We start from the raw sequence: 20,822 nt of genomic DNA on the forward strand, positions 1-20,822 counted from the left end.
TATCTGTATTGTCTAAGTAAGGAGATAAATCTACAGTTCCTGCACTTCCAGTAATACTCAAAATATCTGAAGCGACTGAAATTGCTTGCTCGTCTGTATTCATACTTGTTTCCCAAGAATCGCCATCCCAATAGTAGATACTATCTGTTTCTGTATCGTATACAGTCATCCCTTCATCTGTTGCACCTAAAGAACTTCCAAAAGTAGTACGTTCAGCAGTTGTTAATCTATTCAAATGTAAACCTTTGTTTGCACCTGTTAAGTCTAAAGAAGCATTTGCATTTGGTATATCAGTACCAATACCAACGCTCAGTGGGTTTGTAGCTCCACCAAGAACCATTGTATTATTGTTTACAGCAGTTGCAGCATTACCGATAGCAACTGAGTTTGTTCCCTGTACATTTGCGGCAGTACCAATAGCAATATTATTACTAGGATCTAAAGCACTTGGATCTGTAGAAGAAGCTTGGTAACCCATTACAATAGCACCATCGTTTTGTGCTATTGTTGTAGAACCAATGGCAATTGCAAACTGATTGTCAACATCTACCGAGCGTCCAATACCTACAGCATCATTTTCTGCAACATTCACACGGTCACCAATACCAACTGAGTAATCAGCCAGCGTTCCCATATTTCCTAAATATCCCATCATAATAGAGTAATCTCCTCTTACATCATGATCATGTCCTAAAGAAACTGAATATTGTCCATCAATAAATGCTCTGTTACCAAATCCCATCACATTATTATTACTTACAGTAATGTCATAACCATAAAATACGGCGTTAGAACGGTTTGTATTGTCAAAATCTGCTAACGATCCCATACCTACATTATATTGTCCTTCACGGTTTGAAAAACCAGTAGAAAAACCTACATATGTATTGTGGTTAGCGTTTGCTGTATTGTTTGTACGGTTGTTATCCCAACCTGCTTGTGCTCCAATAAATGTGTTATAATCTGCCCATTCTGTAGCAACACCAGCAGCGGCACCAACCATCGTGTTGTAAATACCGTCTCCAATATCAATAGCTGCAGAATCTCCTAAAGCAGTGTTGTGGTGACCATCATCAACATCACTCATAGATTCACTACCAACAGCTGTATTTCGGTATCCAACATCAGATGAAATACCTACTTCGTTACCAATAAATGTTTGTTTGTAACCAGTAGTGTTACTAAAACCAGCATCTTCTCCGATGAATGTGTTTTCGTAACCAGTGGTGTTGTTAGCTCCAGATTCTTCACCGACGAATGTGTTATCGTAACCAGTCGTGTTGTTTTCTCCAGATTCAGCTCCAACGAAGGTATTATCTCCACCGTTTATATTTAAGCGTCCAGCTTCATACCCAATAAAGGTATTATCAAAACCTGTGGTGTTAGAATATCCAGCCAAATAACCGATAGCAACAAGTTCACTTGTTGTAACGCTTCGTCCAGCACTGTATCCAAATAAGGTTACTCTAGATCCTGAGGTAATGAAACTACCTGTACTGTCTCCGTAAAAGGTGTTAAAATCACCTGAACTGATACTTACTCCGGAACCTGTACCCATAGTTTCGTTTAGTGTTTGTGCTTGCATAGATGTCATGCCCAATAGACACAAGACAAACACAACTACGAGGGGTAATTGTTTTCTCATAATAGAATTGTTGTTAGTTTACTTTTAAAATAAAATGGTTACTTCAAATATAGAAAATATTATTTTAACATATTTTCAAAAGTAATTAACAAAGCATTAAGATACATGCGTATATACACCTGTTTTTGATTCAACTCAAAATTGAGAGCACTTTTTTATTTGGATTTGTTAGTTTTTAGATTGAATAATTCTTTTATATTGCATCAAAAATTAACCAACTGTAATGCCAAAAGCTAAAAAAATTATTAGCTGGATGCTCTTCGCATTCGTGTTTATTGTATATGCGATCTCATCGTCTAAAACCATTGCTTTTTGGGATAGTCCAGAGTTTATTGTAAGTAATTTTACACTACAAGCATCACATCCAGCAGGAGCTCCTTTTTACACTATTCTATCAAAAGTTGTTCTATCATTTTTTCCAGCTAGCATGGCGGCATATGTTAGTAATTTGATCTCTGCCTTTTTTGGCGCATTGACTGTTGTTACATTATTTAGAATCGTTATAAATATAGCCGAACGCGTACTTTCTGAGTCAAAAAGTAACCATGCGCCTACATTAGCTTTGTTTGCTGGACTTATTTCAGCATTAACATTAGCTTTTTCAGATAGTTTCTGGACAGCCACAACAGAAACAGAAGTGTATACTTTATCATTTGCTTTGCTTACTGGAATGATCTACGTAATGCTAATGTGGGAGAAAACACAAGCACCACGAAAAGAGATAATTTTATTAGTATTTCTTGCTTTTCTTTTGGGAATTTCTACAGGAGTGCATTTAATTACTATTGCCGTTGTCATCCCTTTTTCAGTGTTGATAGCACACAAAAAATTTGGGCTGACAATCAAAAATTTTATCATTGCAATTATACTTGGTTGCATTGGCTTTTTTATCATTTATGGTTTTGTCGTCCAAGGACTCATCAAGCTAGCAAATAATTTAGACATTTGGGCAGTAAACTCGCTTGAAATGCCTTTAAATTCAGGAATACTGATCTTGTTATTTTTGCTCTCAACGCTGTTTGCAATCGCATTGGTATTCTCGCGAAAGCGTAAAAAAATAATACTTCATCATTGCATTTTAGGATTAATTTTCTTTTTGATCGGAATGAGCTCTTTTTTCATGCCTATCCAACGATCGCATACAAATACTTTAGTTTCTGATAGTATTAAAAATAGCAACAAAATGTTACAATATTTGCGTGCTGAACAATTTGGCGTTGCTGCAATTCCGTTGCTAAAAGGTCCTGTTTATAATGCTCCGCTGGATAAAGATGTTGACTTTTTGGATGGAAAACCCGCGCTGACGTATGACGATGTACAGAAGAAATATGCTGTAGTTCACGACGGAAAGTTTAAAGTTGTAAATTATTCCGATGAATTTACGATGTTTTTTCCAAGAATGTTCGATAAAGGAGATGCGGAGAAATACAAAGCGTGGACTCCTATTTTTGGCGAACCTATTACATATCCTGTTCAGGGGAAAATTGTGACAATCAATAAGCCTACATTTGGAGAAAATCTCAGCTTTTTTGTCAATTATCAAGTTTTTTGGCTAAATCTACGCTATTTGTATTGGAATTTTATCGGACGACAAAACGATCATCAAGGACTTGGTTATATCAAAGATGGAAATTGGATTAGCGGAATTAATGCGCTCGATAAACATAGAATTGGCGATCAATCTATCATTCCTGAATACTACAAAAATCACAAAGGAAATGATGCATATTACTTTTTACCGTTTATTTTAGGGATCTTGGGACTCATTGCATTGTGGAAACAGAAACACTATTTTTGGACGACTTTACTCCTATTTTTAACTTTTGGTATCGGAATTACCATTTATATAAATCCTGTGCCTTCTAGTATTCTAGTTCGTGAACGCGATTATATTTTTATCGGTTCGTTTGTCATTTTTGCATTGTGGGTTGGACTTTCAGTAATTGCGCTTTTTAAAGTAACTGCTTTCATCGCCAATCAAAAAACTCGCTATATTGTTGTTGGAATGATTGCATTTTTAGCCGCGCCAGGACAATTGTTTGCCAAAGGTTGGGACAACCATCAACGCAGTCATGACGACTTTGCATATCACTTTGGAAAAGCCTATTTAGATGCATGTCCAGAACAAGCAATTTTGATTACTGACGGCGATAATATGACCTTTCCACTTTGGTATTTGCAACAAGTGGAAGGTTACAGAACAGATGTCCGTGTGATTAATTTTGATCAATTGAATCTTGAAACACATATTGATAACTTAAAACAAAAATTATTCGCTTCAAACCCTTTAAAACTTAGCTTACGCAAAGAGAATTATGTAAGTGGTATTGAAAAATTAATCCCTTTGCAGGAAGAAATAAAAGAAGCTGCAAATTTACCTGTACTATTCAACTTTTTAAATAACGAAACTACGCGTATCAATTGGAATGGACGCATGCGACATTACATTCCGTCAACTTCATTTACAATTCCTATTGATACTGTAAACATCAAAAAAATAATAGATCCAAAAGCCGTAAATGCTTCTTATACTGAAAGCATTACTTGGAGTCATCCGAAAAAGTTTTATGGGCTAAATGAAATTGTATTGATGGATTTGCTTACAAACAACATTCAAGATCGTGCTATTTGTTTTGCAATCAATGGAAAAAAACGTCACAACATAGGTTTGGAACCTTATCTAATTCAACATGGAATGGTCAATGTTTTAGCACCAATACAACGAAAAAACCCGAAGCTCAATCCTAAAATAGTGGATACACAAATGATGTATTCGTATTTAAAAAATGATGTCAATTTTGAAGGTATCAACAATGAAGATGTATTTTTTAGAAGTGAAATTAAAGATTATACGCGTATCATATTGAGACAAAACTATTACTTTTTAGCGCAAGCATTATTGGAAGAAGGAAAGACTGCCGAAAGTGTCGAAATTTTAGATACTTGTATTTCATTATTCCCAAATAAAACAATTCCATTTGAAGAATATGCCTTTGCAATTGGCAAGTTGTATGTAAGAGCTGGAAAAGTGGAAAAAGGGACACAGATTTGTAAAACTGCGATGCAAAATATTTGGAACGAATTGCAATGGATGACTTCATTTGATCCACCATATCCAATCATTAATTTACGGCATGCATACCGTTTAAAAAATATGTATGCGCAAATGATGTCACAATTTCCAACTGGTGAGCAAAACTTGCCGGTAAGCAAAGAAAATTTTCAACAATTTGATGCTGCTTTTTTAAAGTGGCAAAACCGAAATTGGCCATATTAATTCCCCTAAGCATGTTATTTTCCACTGAAGTTACTTCATCTAAAATTATTTCTGACAATCCATTGTTTCAACGGACGCTCAAAGCTTACCATTTGGTAGCGCCACATATTTACGGCAATGTCCTTGAAATTGGTTGTGGCGAAGGCTACGGCGTTGAATTGTTGTATAAAAATGCATCGCAATTAACGTTGATTGACAAATCGCCTTATACGGCAGAAATCATTAAGGAAAAGTACCCGAAAGCAACAATCATTCAAGAGAAAATTCCGCCACTTACTACATTTGCAGACAATAGTTTTGACGTTATCGTTTCGTTTCAAGTTATTGAACATATCAAAGAAGCAGCATTGTATTTAGAAGAAATCGCTCGCGTATTAAAACCTTCTGGAAAAGCATATATTTCCACACCAAATGCTTTAAAAACGATTGCTCGAAATCCTTGGCATTACAAAGAATATACGTTTGAAAGTTTATCCGATTTGTTTCAAAATACATTTTCAACATACACAATTCAAGCAATTCAAGGAAATGAAAAAACAGTTGCCTATTATGAACAGAATAAGAAGTCTGTAGCACGGTTTTTACGGTATGATATTTTTAAGTTGGAACACAAAATTCCGTCTTGGTTATTGCAAATTCCATACGAAATTGCCAATCGCATGAATCGAAAAAAATTATTGAATAAAAATCCTGAATTGGTAAATAGCATTACGCTTGAAGATTATTCGCTTGCTGAACATTCGGAAGCAACATTGGATTTCTTTTGTACGCTGGTGAAATAGTATGTAGATGTTTTGGGTTTTGGGTCTTTGGTCTTGGGGTTTTAGATTTTGGTTTAAAAAAAGCTCCACAATATTACTTGTGAAGCCTTTACGAATGATGAAAACCAATCTTCACTCTAGTTGCAGCGTCTTAATGTCTGCAATTAATTGTTGTACTGCTGTTTTATTCAAACCGTTATAAATACCTCTGATTTGTCTGTTTTTATCAATCAACACGAAATTTTCTGTGTGTAAAAAATCGTCATCTGTTTTGTTTTCTCCTAAGTCTTCTTCAACGAAATAATAATTTCGACCTAAGTCGTAAATATCAGCACGTTTTCCTGTAACTAAATGCCACTTTTTACTATCAATTTTTTTATTTTCTGCATACGATTTTAATACGGAAACGGAGTCTATTTCAGGTGTCACTGAATGTGATAAGAGCAAAATTTCAGCATCATTTTTAAACTCTTGTTGCAAAATGCCCATATTCGCCGTCATTTTAGGACAAATGCCTGGACACGTTGTAAAAAAGAAATCTGTAATGTAAATTTTATCCTGAAACGTAGCTTCCGTAATGGTTTCGCCATCTTGATTTGTTAGCTTAAACGCAGGAATTTGATGAAATTCTTTTTGTGCTTTGCTTCCACTTTCCAACCAATGCGGTGTAAATGTTGCTTCTTTGTAATATGGCAAACTCGCCACACGACTGTCTATAGCATTTGTTGCTTTTTGCTCACAATTGAACAACAACAAACAACTTACAAAAACTACTAAAATGTTACTTTGTTTGTACAATTTCATTTTCCAATTCATAACACAATCCTGCTTTTTTCAAACCAAAAAAACGTCCGTTTTTAGCTTCGTAATTATTATATAGTTTTCCATTTTTACGCCATGCTTTTTGCAAGCCTTCTTCTTTTCCATTTACAATGGTCAGTTGCTTAAATTTCTCGCCTGTCATATACCATTGTTCTTGAATTCCGTTGACGATTCCATTGGTATAATTAGATTTTGAACGTACATTTCCATTGCTCCACCATGTTTTTGAGGTTCCATGCAATTTTCCATCCAAATAGGTAGCTTCAAAACTCAGCATTCCGGTTTCAAACCACTTTTTCCGTTCACCTTCTTTTTTTCCATTGACATATGTAATGGTTTCCGCTACAATTCCATTAGGATATATTAGTTTAGAAACTCCTGTAAATGGTTGATTTTCATAATATACCAATCCAATAGTTGACTTTAGCGTGAGCATATCTTTAGCAACTACAACCAAAAAGTTTGGGGGAGAAATATTGGCAATAGCTTCTTGCTGCTGCGGAACTTTTTTACATGAAACTACGAACAGCATAATGATAAAAATGATTGCAATATTATTGTATATTGCTCGCTGTTCCTTGATAATTTCCTGGAAATAAGATATAATACGCATTCAAATAAAGTTCATTTTGTATGTGATAATGATATTCTGCTTCAGTGGTATGTTGTGTCGTACTTGTATGTCCGCCAGAAGCATCTAAATCTGTTGGATATGTTCCTGTTGCGTTACATTTTCGTCCATATAAGAAAAAACCATCTGCAATAATTCCAATCAATTCTTCATCGTCATCTGACCATGCTTTTGGTTCTAAATGATAGTGATAACTTTGTGGTCCTGTATGCGCCGCTGTATAATCTAGTGACCCAACAGCATTGTCTAAAGGTACATTTGGACCTTCTTGATCGTTGTAAATCATTCCGCCAGAAATGGCAATTCCGATCGCTCCCAAACCTGTAGCACTTGAATTGGACGCTAAGGTAGGATTTGCAGAAACTGTCAACGAATACGATCCGTTAAAATCATCAATATTTCCTGGCGCCATATTATTAAATGAAGTAACTGTTGGTGCCACAAATAATGGATGATCCGTAGATGCAGCAGGCGTTCCCATTCTAGCAGTTGTACTTGACCAATATGGCGATGTATGATTTGGCATTCCGTTAGATTCTATTTCTACATTTGAGCCGTTTAGCATAATGGTTACATTAGTTGCATCAAATTCATCAAAAGCGGCATGCAATGTTGCCGTTTCTCCGCCACCTGTTGTAGTTGTTGTTGCATCATCATCACTTCCGCAGGCAACTACAAAAGCGATAGAAGCCAAAACTAAAAGTAGTATGATTAAAGATTTTCTGTTCATGTTGTGTACGTTTTAATTAGGTTATATTTTAGTTAGATGCCTTATTTTAAAAAAACTTGTGTTGAATTTAATATTATTGTCTTCCGCCACGTTGTCCTCGTTGTCCGCCACGCTGTCCGCCTTGTCTTTCTTGAGGTTCTGGCATATTTTCTAATTCTTTTTTTGTGATAAATCCGTCATCATCTGTGTCAATTTTTGAAAAATTTCGCTGCAATGGCCCTTTTACTTCTTCTTTGCTTAGTTTACCATCTTCATTTGCGTCCATTTGTTCAAAAAGTTCTTCCACACTCAAACGTTCTCTATTGTTTCTTCGTTTATTTCTTCTAGAACCTCTTTCTCGATTTCCGCCACGCATATTATCATTTACTTTGAAACTCTTGTGAGGCGTTCCAACAAAAAATCGTGGCAATGAAGGAAAGGTATCTGTAATGACATAATAGTAAGTTCCATCGGGAAATTCAGGTGTGTTTCCGAAACGACCGTTGGCTTCATCCAAATCGCCGTGACCTTCTACATATTCAAAATCACGCACGTATGTTCCATCATAAGGTCCATTTGGCGCTGTAATACCATCTCCAGGACGATTTCCTTGTTTTAGTTTGTAACTAGATGTCAATTCAACCAACTGCGTATTTTCTGCGGAAGCGAAACCATATTTATAATATATTGGAAACCCATCAGCCGCCCAACCAAGTAAAAACATTGTATTCTTTTTGGCTTGATTTACAATTCCCCACGGCGTTCCATGATAATGATATTCGCCAGTGGGTTGCACATGTGCGTTGTTGCAATCGTCGCCTAAATTAACTTTTGTGCTTAGTGCTTCTTTTGACCAAGTAAAATTCATCTCGCGCGTGTTTGGATTGATGAAAAATTCCATGGCTGTTGGTTCCATCTTTACACCATTAATCGCAACACCAAAAATGTATGCAGGTCTTCCCTGTCCTAACATTCCGTCACTATATACTGACGTTAGTTTTTTGTTCTTTTTGGGTTTTAATGCAACTGTATATGTCTTTTTTTGAGGAGAAATTGTATTGGGATTTCCTGCATTTGGAAACTTTCCTGTTAGATGTTCTGGAATTGCATTTGATTTGATGATGCGATAGTTGCCTTTTTCAGAAATGCTCACAATATTTTCATATCTGATCATTTCAGAACAGTCGTTTCCGCTGCTTACAGAAAAAGTATTTATTGTTTCTTGTGCAAATGACACGCAGGCAACAAGCAAAAATGTAGTGGTAAGTATGTTTTTCATATAGAAAGATTTTCATCATGTTTTGTAGTTAGATGGATTCTTTCAGAAAAACTTGTGTGCTTTTTCATTTATTTTTAAAAAACACTAAAAAAACTTACGGTCTTCGTCTTTTTTTACCGTGTTGTTTTAACGCCTTTTGCACTATGGTATTAAATTGTTTGCTTTGCTCGGCTGTACAGATTTTTTGCACTTCTCTAAAATGATAGAACGTTTTTAAATCTTTTTGACGTGTTTTTTCGCCAATACGCTTTGTCAAATTGTTTACTTTTTCTTCGTCTAGCGTAGGTTTGGAAATTTCTGCAAATAGTTCATCTTTCAACATTTTTATATCTTCCGAAAGAACTCTCATTGCTTCGTGATGCGCATCGTTTAGTAGTTCAAATTCTTGCATTTGTGTTTCCGAAAACTGTAATTCTTTGGCGATAAAATTTCCAGGATTTGGTCTTGGCGGACGTTTATCTCCAAAAATTTTAACCATAAAAAAACCATTCATCACAACTAGAAAAGCAATTAAAATGTATAGTAAAGTATTTTTTTTCACATGTATAAATTTTTAATAATAAATTAATAATGAGCTGATTATAAAATTTAAAATGTTCGTTTCATATGCTTAGTCAAATAACGAAGCTTGTTCTTCTTGCGATAGTTCATACGCGCTAGCAAATTCAGAAATATGCGTATTATATTCTGTTGTTGACAGTTGCCAGAATCCGATACTATTGATCACTAAAATACAAATTAGTGTTGCAAATTGTAATTTTGGTGTAAACCATCCGAAACCTGTTGAAACTACTTCTTCCTTTTCTGAAAACAAACGTTGCATCGTTTTGTCTTTAAAAAACGGAGAAACCTGTACCGCTTTGATTGTTTCTAAAACTTCAAAGGCATCATCAATAGGTGTATTTTTATTGTTTGCTGTGTTCATAACTATTAGTTAGATGTCATATTTAGTAAAAACTTGCGCTAGATTTCATTTTTATAAAAATTATCTAAAATTTTCTGTAAATTTTTCTTGGCGCGAAACATGAGCGATTCTACTGAAGATACACTTTTTTCAGTAATCTCAGCAATTTCTTTATATGGTAAACCATCTACTTTATGCAGTGTAAACACAACTTTTTGTGCTTCGGGCAATTGATGAATGGCTTTAAATATAGTTTCACTTTTCTCTTTATTTTCTAATAAAATCCCAGGATGATTCATCTCTGTAAAGTACGCAGTTTTATCTAATGGAATTTCATTTCCAAAAATAGATTGCATGAACGCAAATCGTTTTTTTGTATTTTTCTTTCGGATGAATTCTAAGGATTTATTGGTGGCAATTCTGTACATCCAAGTAGAAAGTTTTGAATTTCCTTTAAATGTTTGAATCGATTTGAATACTTCTACAAAAACCTCTTGCGCAATATCTTCGGCATCTTCGTTATTAGGCACAAACGACAGGCAAGTACTAAAAACAAGTTGCTCATATTCATCTAAAAGACGACCGTATGCTTCGCGTTTTCCTGCTCGTAAATCGTTTATAAAAGTAGTTTCACTCAATGATTTTATTTGAATGTTTAAATAAACTAAAAAATCTAAACATAAAACAATACCTTTGCGGTTTAATTTTGAAATAGATGCGATTACACAGAAATTTAGTTTTTTCCGTAATAGATGGACTGAACTTAATATTTAATGAAGGAGCATATGCAGACAAAGTAGTTGAAAAATTACTAAAACGAGACGCCCGCTGGGGAAGTCGTGATCGTAAGTTTGTTGCTGAAACCACTTATGAAATAGTCCGCTGGAAGCGTTTGTACGCTGAGATAGCTGATATTAAAGAAAATTATTCCCGAGAAAATTTATGGCGCATTTTTGCAGTTTGGGCAACGCTTAGAGGCATTGAGTTACCCGATTGGAATCAGCTTGCAGGTACGCCAACACGCAGAATAAAAGGTCGTTTTGATGAAGTTTCTAAAATCAGAAAAATTAAGGAATCTATTCCTGATTGGTTAGATGAATTAGGTGTTTCTGAACTGGGCGAAGACGTGTGGACAAAAGAAATTAATGCGTTAAACAAACAAGCAGACGTTATTCTTCGTACGAATACTTTACGTACCACAAAAGAAAAACTACACCAATTATTGGCTACTCTTGACATAGAAACGGAAACCGTAGAAGGACATCCTGTAGCATTGCGTTTAAAAGAACGTGGCAATATTTTCAAAAATGAAGCCTTTAAAAATGGTTTCTTTGAAGTACAAGATGCGAATTCTCAATTGGTTTCTGAATTCTTAGATGTAAAACCAGGAATGAAAGTCATAGATACGTGTGCTGGTGCTGGTGGAAAATCATTGCATTTAGCCGCGTTAATGGAAAATAAAGGCAACTTAATTTCTTTAGATATTTACGAAGGAAAATTACGTGAGTTAAAACGTAGAGCACGACGAAATGGTGCGCACAATATTGAAACACGCGTGATTACTTCTACGAAAGTGATTAAAAAATTACATGACAAAGCCGATCGTGTATTGATTGATGCGCCATGCTCTGGATTGGGCGTTTTACGTAGAAATCCGGATGCGAAGTGGAAAATTCAACCTGAGTTTTTAGAAAAAGTAAAAAATACACAACAAGATATTTTACAGCGTTACGCGCGTATGGTAAAACCTGGAGGAAAATTAGTATATGCTACTTGCTCTATCTTACCTTCTGAAAATCAAGAACAAGTAACAAAGTTTTTAGCTTCAAATGACGAATTTACACTTATAGAAGACAAAAAGCTTTTAGCATCTGAATCAGGATTTGACGGATTCTACATGGCGTTACTTGAACGAAAATAAAACCCTAAATTATTTCAATATATAGTACAATGAAAAGAATACTACCCTTTTTTATCGGATTAATTTCATTAGCAACTTTTGCACAGCAATCGTATTATAATGATGTAAACCTTACCTTAACTGGCACACAATTGCGTGATGAATTGGCAACAAAAGTGATCAATACACATTCGAACTCGTTATCGTATTCAGAGATTTGGACAGCTACGATGGTTACTGATTTGGATCCAAACAATTCAAATAATGTTTTATTATTATACGGCTGGGAAAATGGAAGTGACGGAGATGTTACGAATGACTTATCTAGAGACAAAAACAATAACGGAGGAAATGTTGGCGAGTGGAATAGAGAACATACATTTGCAAATTCATTGGCAAGTCCTGATTTAGATGCAAATACCACAAATGGACCTCCATACAGTGATGCACACAATTTACGTTCTACCGATGTACAACGAAATGGACAGCGCGGAAGTCGTTTGTTTTCAGCAGGTTCTGGAAATTCTGGAACTGTTGGTGCTTTTTGGTATCCTGGAGATGCCACACTAGGTGGAATAGATTGGCGTGGTGATGTAGCACGAATTGTAATGTATATGTACATCCGCTATGGAAATCAATGTGCGCCAAATTTAGTAGCAAACGGAACTCAAAACAGCGTAGATGCTAATATGATTGATTTGTTGTTAGAATGGAATGCTGCTGATCCAGTTTCGGCTTATGAAGATGTTCGTAATGCATATCACGAAGATATTTTTAACGCAACGGCACAAGGAAATCGTAATCCTTTTATTGACAATCCTCGTTTGGCAACACAAATTTGGGGAGGAACTCCAGCAGAAGATCGTTGGGGAATTTTTGGCACAGATACCGAAGATCCAACTGTACCAATGAATGTGATGGTAAGCAATGAAACATCAAACTCAATTACTGTTTCTTGGGCAGCTGCCACAGACAATGTTGGCGTTACAGGATATGATGTATTTGTAGACGGAATGTTAGCTCAAAATGTATCAGGCACAACTGCTACAGTAAGCGGTTTAGCTGCTTCTACGACATATGCATTTACGGTATTAGCAAAAGATGCAGCAGGAAACACTTCTGCATTATCTACTCCAGTCAATGGTACAACACTTGCTGGCGGCGGCGGAACTGGTGCAAGTTTATACTTTTCAGAATATATAGAAGGTAGTTCATTCAATAAAGCAATAGAAATTGCTAACTACACAGGAAGCACTGTAGATTTAAATGATCCTACAAATATATATACATTAAAAATTAGTACTAACGGAAACGCCATGTGGAATTCTACCTATACTTTTCCTGCTGGTGCAATGATAAGTGACGGCGATGTGTATGTCATTGGAAATACTGGTTTGGCTGTTTGTACTGGCGAAGTAGACGATTCGGACGATACTATTACAGGTTTTAACGGAAATGACGCTATCGGATTGTTTAAAAATGACGTTTTAATCGACATTTTAGGAACACTCGGAGACGGAACAACCTATGCAAGCAATACTACTTTGGTAAGAAAACCAAGTATTGATAGTCCTAATACAACTTTTACAATTGGCGAATGGGATACGTCCGCTTCAAATACGTGTACCGATTTGGGAAGACATACACAAACATTGAGTACGGAAACGTTTGAAACAGAAACATTTGCAGTGTATCCAAATCCTACAAGTGGAGATATCGTCTATATCAACACAAAAAATAATGCTGTCATTAGCGCCGTACAGGTGTATGATATGACTGGTAAACAAGTGTTGCTACAAGCTAATCCTGCTACTGAAATTAACATTCAAGGATTACAAAAAGGAATGTATATTTTACAGTTACAAATTGGAAATCAATTAATTACTAAAAAATTAATTAGACAATAAGTACAATTATTATTTTAAAAAAAGCGGTAGTGTTTCCTGTAAATGCTACCGCTTTTTTTTATTTAGGAGAATTGAAACCGATCATGAAAAAAAACTCTTGTTCTTCTTATGTAAAAGTGTTGCAACAAACGAATCTTTCAACTGAAATCAACATTCAAGAATTACGGAAAGGAATGTACATTTGACAGTTACAAATTGAAAATCAACCAATTACTAAAAAACTAATTGAACACTAAAAGTACTACTGAATTTATAAAAGGCGATCACATTCACACTGCTAGTATCGGTTTTTTTTATACATTTATGTAAAATTACCATGCTATGAAAAAAATTACTTGCATTGTTATACTACTTGTGTATAGTTTTCCATGTTTTGCACAGGATACACAAGCACCAACAACACCTACCAATTTTCAATTCTTGACGGACAATCCTTTAAGTTCATTAACTCCAGAATCATTTTATGTGGAATGGGAACATGCTACTGATAACGTTGGTGTTGCAAGCTATGAAATTTACATCAATGGAATTTTAGACGAAATAGTTCCTTACGATGGATCAAATCCTGTTCAAATTCAATATTTTTCTAATTTTCCAAATGGAACCTATTGTCTTACCATGTTAGCAAGAGATGCGGCTGGAAATGCTTCGCCACTAACTGGTCAAATTTGCAGAAACATCTATGTTATTTATCAAACTGAACCGAATAAACTTTACATTTCAGGGATGCTAAATCATGCAGGAGATGACAAAGCTATTGAATTGTCAAATCTTACATATCAAAATCTAGATTTATCAGATTTCACCTTAAAAATTAGCTACAATGGTAGTGGCACATGGGACGATGTATATACATTTCCTGCAAATGCGGTTGTTTCTACTGGCGATACGTTTATCATAGCACATCCAAATATCTCAATATGTTCAAATTTAGTTGATGATTACAACAGTACCATTACCAATTTTGATGGAAACGACGTAATTGGATTGTTCAAATACGATGTCTATTATGATACACTTGGCGAACTAGGTAACGCGGGAAGTATTGTTAACAACAATGTATTTATGAAAAGAACTTTCATGACCTCAATAATACCTACTACTATTTTTGATGGAGATCAATGGTCAACAGATGGAGATGACGGCACGTGTCCAGATTTAATGGGATTTGCTGAAAGTTTAGCAATTTTGAGTACCAATGAAGTCGCAACAAACAACTTTCAAATTTATCCGAATCCTGTTCAAGGTAATTTTATATACATTCAAACTAAAAATAATATAGAAATTAGTGCTATTCAGTTATTCGATATGACTGGAAAGGAAATCATCCGACAAGTAAACCCATCCAATCAAATTAATGTTCAAGGACTACAACAAGGAGTTTATATTTTACAATTAAAATCTAACAATCAAACCGTTACAAAGAAGCTTATCATCGAGTAAACGTGTTCAAATTTATAAAAATGGTCGTATTTTCTTAATGGTATATTTCTTTTTGCTATACTTTTAAACAAAAATTACGCATCATGAAAAAAATTACACTCACTACCTTCTTACTCTTTTTATGGAGCGTTTCTTGTTTTGCTCAAGATACAGAAGCGCCAACAAAACCCACAGACGTAACTATTGATTATCAAATTGGTTATTTATCTTGGACTTCTTCTACTGATAATATTGGAGTTGTTGCCTACGATATATATGTAAATGATACATTTCGCCTGACCATAAATCATCTTGCAAATCCAACAAATGGGATCACTTTAAACGATTTAGGACCATTTACATACGGAGGCATTTATACCTTTAAAGTATTAGCCAAAGATGCCGCAGGAAACGAATCTCCGTTTAGCTATTACAATTCTTTTGTAGCAGACGATCCGCAAGATATTTATATTCCTGATCAAGTATTTATGTCGAAAATAATGAACGGCAACAATAACGATAAAGCCATTGAAATACTAAATCTTTCAAGTACTATTTATGATCTATCTGAATTTACCCTAAAAATAAGCTATGACGGAAATACTACTTGGGATGCTACGTATACATTTCCTGCAAACAGTACACTAGGACTATCGGAAAGAATCCGAATTGCAAACTCAGGACACACATTTCCTTTCTGCAATTTGTATGGTGCGCAAGATATTAATTATCTAAATGATGTAATTACCAATTTTGATGGCAACGATGCTATTGGACTATTTCATAATGGCGTTTTAATTGATCGGCTCGGAAACTTAGGACAAAATGCAACTTTTATTGAACCCAATAAATTAGCATACAGAGCTTTTTATTCCGATCAACACACACCTTGGACACGAGAAACACCAACTTCCTATTATCATATTTGTGCAGATTTTATGGGAGAAGAATACTTACTGCTCAGCACTCCAGAAGTCGTTGCCAAGAATATTGTAGTGTATCCAAATCCTGTAAGAGGAAATCTATTACTATTTGAAACAAAAAATAATCAACTTTTACATACGGCTACAATTGTAGACATGACTGGCAAAACGGTTTTAACAACTGCTAAAATTATCAACAATCAACTAGACATACAGACGATTACACGAGGAATTTATTTTGTAAAAATTCAATCTGGCAATCAAATCAGCATTCACAAAATGATTCGTCAATAAACTACAAAAATACGCTCCAACAAAAAAGCTCCAAACACAACATTTGGAGCTTTTGTATATTACATAATTATGCCAGTAAAAATGTAATTGAAGTATAAAAATATAAACTATTTTCTATTTTTGGAAATGATTACAACTATCTTTTTAAATTAATTCAACGCAAAATCAATTGCTTTGGTAGCGTGAATCGTAGTCGTATCAAACACCGGAATTGCAACATCTTCTTGTTTTATTAGTAACGGAATCTCCGTACAACCCAAAATAATTCCTTCTGCGCCAGCCTGTTGCATACGATCAATAACTTCCAAATAGCGTTGTTTTGAAGCTGGATTCAGTTCACCTTTTGATAATTCGTCATAAATAATCCTATGAATTTCATCACGATCGTTCGCATTAGGAATCAACGTTTGTATGCCAAAAGAAGCCAAAATATCTTTATAAAAATCCTTTTCCATCGTGTATTTTGTTCCTAACAAAGCAACCGTTTCTATCTCTTTGGCAATAATTTGTTCAGCCGTTGCTTCTGCAATATGAATCACAGGAATTGAAACATTTGCACGGACAGCATCTATGGTTAAATGCATCGTATTTGCACAAATTAAAATACAATCGGCACCAGCATTTTCTAGACTTTTCGCGGCTTGTATCATCAAATCGTTCAACAAATCCCAACGACCTTTGGCTTGTAATGTATGTATGTCTTCAAATTGCACAGTATGAATAATACTTTTTGCAGAATGTTTTCCACCAAGTCGTTTCGCGGCCAACGTATTCAATACCTCATAATACAAAATGGTAGATTGCCATGTAATTCCACCAATGAGCCCAATAGTTTTCATAATTAAGAATTTATACGGTTAAAATTAGGGATTTATTCGCTTTGCTTCTACTTTTGTAACTATAAATATAGCGTATGACAACCTTACTCATTAACATCAAAGAAGTGCTGCAAGTTCGTGGAACCGCAATTGCTAACGTCGCTGGAGAAGCCATGAAAACGCTTCCAATCCTACAAAACGGCTATATTTATATTGTTGATGATGTAATTTCAGATGTTGGTATCATGGCAAACATTGAAATCGCTTCCGCAGATAAAATTATCGATTGTACAGGAAAAATAGTATTGCCAACATGGTGCGACAGTCATACACATTTGGTCTACGCTGGAAATCGAGCGCAAGAATTTGTCGACAGAATCAACGGATTAAGCTATGAAGAAATTGCCAATCGTGGTGGCGGCATTTTAAATTCAGCCAAAAAATTACAAGAAACTTCCGAAGATGAACTTTTTGTACAGTCAGCAAAACGCTTGGAAGAAGTCATGCGAATGGGAACTGGCGCTATCGAAATAAAATCAGGTTACGGACTCACTACGGAAGCCGAACTCAAAATGTTACGTGTTGCCAAACGTTTAAAAGAAACCTACAATTTTGCAATCAAAACTACGTTTTTGGGCGCACATGCGGTTCCTGCAAATTACAAAGGAAATCAAGACGGTTATATGGATTTGGTAATTAACGAAATGTTGCCAAAAGTGGCCGCAGAAAATTTAGCCGAATATGTGGATATTTTTTGCGAAAAAGGATATTTCACACTAAAAGATACCGAACGTTTGTTAAAAGCGGCGCAACACTACAATTTGATTCCAAAAATTCACGTAAATCAATTCAATGCGTTTGGTGGCGTGGCTTTAGGTGTAAAATACAATGCACTTTCGGTGGATCATTTGGAAGAGCTAAACGATGCAGACATTGAAGCATTACAAGGAAGTAACACTATGCCAGTTGCGCTACCTTCCTGTTCCTATTTTTTAAGCATTCCGTACACACCAGCTCGTAAATTGATGGATGCAGGTTTACCTGTTGCGCTGGCTACCGATTACAATCCAGGTTCCACACCTTCTGGAAATATGAATTTTGTGGTCAGTACAGCGTGCATTAAGATGAAAATGACACCTGAAGAAGCTATCAATGCAGCCACCATAAACGGCGCATATGCGATGGGACTTTCAGAAACGCACGGAAGTATTACGGTTGGAAAAGCTGCAAATTTGATTATTACCAAAGAAATAGAATCCTACAATGTATTACCATATGCGTTTGGCGATACTAATATTGAGCAGGTTTTGATCAATGGAAAAGTGATTTAAAATTTGGACTGACTTGGATTGTTAGCCGTGCATTTTTCCACACCTGATGCAGCATCTCATACTTTTTAAAAAACTACGTAACTAATTTTCATGTATAATTTCTCGCTTTCGCTGAATTCGCCACTTTCTAAGCTGCTGCTAGATAAAGGAATCGTTGATTTCAAAAGTGCGATTGCTTATGTAAATCAATTGCCCTACGGACGCACCTCTGATCGGAGTGATTACCGTTTGATACTTCCTGAACACAAAGGAACTTGTGCCACAAAACATGCTTTTTTGAAGCAACTTGCGATAGAAAATCAGCAAAATACCATCAAATTATACATAGGAATCTATCAAATGAACGAGAAAAATACCAAAGGTGTCGGAAACGTTTTAAAGCAATTTCAATTACCCTACATTCCAGAAGCACATACGTATCTTAAAATTGATGGAAACATTGTCGATATCACACGAATTACTAAAAATGAAACATCTTTTGCAGACAATTTACTAATAGAAGAAGAAATTTTGCCACATCAAATTGCAGATTATAAAGTAACTTGGCATCAAACATTTTTAAAAGGATGGATTCAAACGGAGCAACTTCCGTACACTTTTGAAAAAATCTGGAATATTCGTGAAAAATGTATCAAGGCATTGGCAAACCAAATCATTTAAAAGTGTAAATTAGCATACGCAATTGACCAAAACTATGCTTAAAGTTTACACCAAAGAACTACTTGATACGTATATCAATCTACGCAAAGGCGAAACCAAATTTGGCGAAAGAGTTACAACGCTTGCTGCTGCTGATCATTTGGAAACAGCGCTCCAAGAAAGTAATGCTAAATATGTTTTATTGGGAATTCCAGAAGATATTGGCATCATGGCAAATCGTGGAAAAGCGGGCGCGGTTACCGCTTGGAAAGCAACTTTACGTTTGTTGCTAAACACGCAACACAACGCCGTAAATAACGGAAAAAGAGTGTTAATCTTAGGACATTTAGATTTTTCTGAATGGCTTCAAACGGCAAAAAAATTAGACACAAACGCACTTGATTATTACGAACAACTTTCTAGTTTGGTTTCTAAAATTGATGAAGAAGTCAGCTATCTTATATTTCAAATTGTAAAAGCGGGTAAAAAACCAATTATTATTGGTGGCGGACATAACAATGCGTACGGAAACATTAAAGGAACTGCGCTTGGTACTAGTACAGCAATCAATGTTGTCAATTTTGACGCACATACGGACTTTAGAAGTTTGGAAGGCAGACACAGTGGGAATAGTTTCAGTTATGCGTTCAAATATGGCTTTTTGCAGAAGTATTTTATGTTTGGATTGCATGAAAATTACACTTCAAAAAAAGTATTCAATACGCTTGAAGAATATGCCGATCGCTTGCATTACAATACATTTGAAAGTATTGAAATTCGTCAGGAACAAGGATATACATTTCAATTGCATCGCGCGTTAGATTTTATAAAAAATTGTCCTTTTGGTGTAGAAATCGATTGTGATTCTATTGAAAATATTCCAAGTAGCGCCATGACACCAAGTGGTTTTAGTGCAAATCAGGCAAGAGCTTTTGCATCATTCTTCGGAAAACATAAAAATGCTGCGTATTTGCACTTATGCGAAGCAGCACCAAACGAAAATGACGCTGACGAAATGTATCGCGTTGGAAAATTACTAAGTTACCTCATTACAGATTTTATGCGTAAATAACTCATGAATACGATTTCCATTATTCCATTTGACGAAAAATATGCCTCCGATTTTTATGATTTAAATATTGAATGGCTTGAAACCTTTTTTTATGTTGAACCACATGATGAAGAAGTACTAAGCCAAGCAAAAAGCTATATTATTGATCAAGGCGGACATATATTTTTTGCTAAAATTGAGGGTGAAATTGTGGCAACCGTAGCCTTCATGAAAATTTCAGACGATATTTTTGAACTTGGCAAAATGGCAGTTACACCGAAACGAAGAGGTCAAAAAATTGGACAACAATTGCTCCAATATTGTCTGGATTTTGCAAAGTCGGAAAACATGGAAAAGCTCCTACTCTATTCCAACCGAAAACTCGAAAATGCAATTTACATTTATAAAAAATACGGTTTTGTTGAAATTCCGATAGAAAAAAATAATCCGTATGCGCGTGGCGATATTAAAATGGAATTAAAACTTAATGTCTAGTTTTTCGAAGTACT

At 35.3% G+C, this 20,822-nt stretch carries 19 protein-coding genes; 10 read left to right on the forward strand and 9 right to left on the reverse strand.

The window, feature by feature from the left end:
- Window positions 1-1,645 (reverse strand): hemagluttinin family protein (locus AA089_RS23820; protein WP_156169061.1); only part of this gene is annotated, 1,645 nt, incomplete at its 3' end.
- A gap of 223 nt (window positions 1,646-1,868) precedes the next feature.
- Here AA089_RS23820 and AA089_RS16165 point away from each other — a divergent pair.
- Complete coding sequence (locus tag AA089_RS16165; RefSeq protein ID WP_046758024.1) at window positions 1,869-4,922, forward strand: glycosyltransferase family 117 protein; 3,054 nt, start codon at window positions 1,869-1,871, stop codon at window positions 4,920-4,922.
- Between the two features lie 11 nt (window positions 4,923-4,933).
- Window positions 4,934-5,704: a class I SAM-dependent methyltransferase gene (locus AA089_RS16170; RefSeq protein WP_046758025.1), complete on the forward strand. Its 771-nt coding sequence runs from the start codon at window positions 4,934-4,936 to the stop codon at window positions 5,702-5,704.
- Between the two features lie 111 nt (window positions 5,705-5,815).
- Here the strand turns inward: AA089_RS16170 and AA089_RS16175 are convergent, their stop codons facing one another.
- From AA089_RS16175 to AA089_RS16205, 7 genes are all read right to left on the reverse strand, one after another.
- Entirely contained in the window at window positions 5,816-6,499 is a 684-nt protein-coding gene (locus AA089_RS16175; RefSeq protein ID WP_241480005.1) for an SCO family protein, read from the reverse strand.
- Window positions 6,465-7,037 (reverse strand): toxin-antitoxin system YwqK family antitoxin, encoded by a 573-nt coding sequence (locus tag AA089_RS16180; protein WP_173427066.1) that lies wholly within the window; start codon window positions 7,035-7,037, stop codon window positions 6,465-6,467. Before AA089_RS16180 ends, AA089_RS16175 begins: the two co-directional genes overlap by 35 nt.
- Window positions 7,038-7,059: 22 nt before the next feature.
- Complete coding sequence (locus tag AA089_RS16185) at window positions 7,060-7,866, reverse strand: YHYH protein (RefSeq protein ID WP_046758026.1); 807 nt, start codon at window positions 7,864-7,866, stop codon at window positions 7,060-7,062.
- A gap of 73 nt (window positions 7,867-7,939) precedes the next feature.
- Window positions 7,940-9,124, reverse strand: a complete 1,185-nt coding sequence (locus tag AA089_RS16190) for a YHYH protein (protein ID WP_053002496.1) — start codon at window positions 9,122-9,124, stop codon at window positions 7,940-7,942.
- A 94-nt stretch (window positions 9,125-9,218) separates the two neighbouring features.
- Complete coding sequence (locus tag AA089_RS16195) at window positions 9,219-9,665, reverse strand: Spy/CpxP family protein refolding chaperone (RefSeq protein ID WP_046758027.1); 447 nt, start codon at window positions 9,663-9,665, stop codon at window positions 9,219-9,221.
- 69 nt (window positions 9,666-9,734) lie between these two features.
- Entirely contained in the window at window positions 9,735-10,049 is a 315-nt protein-coding gene (locus tag AA089_RS16200; RefSeq protein ID WP_046758028.1) for a hypothetical protein, read from the reverse strand.
- 38 nt (window positions 10,050-10,087) lie between these two features.
- On the reverse strand, window positions 10,088-10,666 hold the full coding sequence (locus AA089_RS16205; protein ID WP_046758029.1) for an RNA polymerase sigma factor: 579 nt from the start codon (window positions 10,664-10,666) through the stop codon (window positions 10,088-10,090).
- Between the two features lie 77 nt (window positions 10,667-10,743).
- Between AA089_RS16205 and AA089_RS16210 the strand changes: the two genes are divergently transcribed.
- The 4 genes from AA089_RS16210 to AA089_RS16225 all read left to right on the forward strand — a co-directional run bounded on the left by AA089_RS16210 (window position 10,744) and on the right by AA089_RS16225 (window position 16,474).
- Entirely contained in the window at window positions 10,744-11,949 is a 1,206-nt protein-coding gene (locus tag AA089_RS16210; RefSeq protein WP_046758030.1) for an RsmB/NOP family class I SAM-dependent RNA methyltransferase, read from the forward strand.
- A gap of 29 nt (window positions 11,950-11,978) precedes the next feature.
- Entirely contained in the window at window positions 11,979-13,835 is a 1,857-nt protein-coding gene (locus AA089_RS16215) for an endonuclease (RefSeq protein WP_046758031.1), read from the forward strand.
- Window positions 13,836-14,156: 321 nt separating this feature from the next.
- Window positions 14,157-15,278: a T9SS type A sorting domain-containing protein gene (locus AA089_RS16220; RefSeq protein ID WP_046758032.1), complete on the forward strand. Its 1,122-nt coding sequence runs from the start codon at window positions 14,157-14,159 to the stop codon at window positions 15,276-15,278.
- Window positions 15,279-15,361: 83 nt separating this feature from the next.
- Window positions 15,362-16,474 carry a T9SS type A sorting domain-containing protein gene (locus AA089_RS16225; RefSeq protein ID WP_046758033.1) on the forward strand — a complete coding sequence of 371 codons (1,113 nt, stop codon included), beginning with the start codon at window positions 15,362-15,364 and terminating at the stop codon, window positions 16,472-16,474.
- A gap of 149 nt (window positions 16,475-16,623) precedes the next feature.
- Here AA089_RS16225 and AA089_RS16230 read toward each other — a convergent pair whose 3' ends face one another.
- Complete coding sequence (locus AA089_RS16230; protein ID WP_046758034.1) at window positions 16,624-17,313, reverse strand: aspartate/glutamate racemase family protein; 690 nt, start codon at window positions 17,311-17,313, stop codon at window positions 16,624-16,626.
- Window positions 17,314-17,387: 74 nt separating this feature from the next.
- Here AA089_RS16230 and hutI point away from each other — a divergent pair, with 74 nt between their 5' ends.
- The 4 genes from hutI to AA089_RS16250 all read left to right on the forward strand — a co-directional run bounded on the left by hutI (window position 17,388) and on the right by AA089_RS16250 (window position 20,808).
- On the forward strand, window positions 17,388-18,623 hold the full coding sequence (hutI, locus tag AA089_RS16235) for an imidazolonepropionase (RefSeq protein WP_046758035.1): 1,236 nt from the start codon (window positions 17,388-17,390) through the stop codon (window positions 18,621-18,623).
- Between the two features lie 90 nt (window positions 18,624-18,713).
- Window positions 18,714-19,283: a hypothetical protein gene (locus AA089_RS16240; protein ID WP_046758036.1), complete on the forward strand. Its 570-nt coding sequence runs from the start codon at window positions 18,714-18,716 to the stop codon at window positions 19,281-19,283.
- Window positions 19,284-19,317: 34 nt separating this feature from the next.
- A complete protein-coding gene (locus tag AA089_RS16245; RefSeq protein WP_046758037.1) occupies window positions 19,318-20,334 on the forward strand; it encodes a formimidoylglutamase in 1,017 nt (338 codons plus the stop codon).
- A 3-nt stretch (window positions 20,335-20,337) separates the two neighbouring features.
- On the forward strand, window positions 20,338-20,808 hold the full coding sequence (locus tag AA089_RS16250) for a GNAT family N-acetyltransferase (protein WP_046758038.1): 471 nt from the start codon (window positions 20,338-20,340) through the stop codon (window positions 20,806-20,808).
- The last annotated feature ends 14 nt before the right edge of the window (window positions 20,809-20,822 follow it).

Origin of the sequence: Kordia jejudonensis (assembly GCF_001005315.1) — a bacterium.
GTDB lineage: Bacteria > Bacteroidota > Bacteroidia > Flavobacteriales > Flavobacteriaceae > Kordia > Kordia jejudonensis.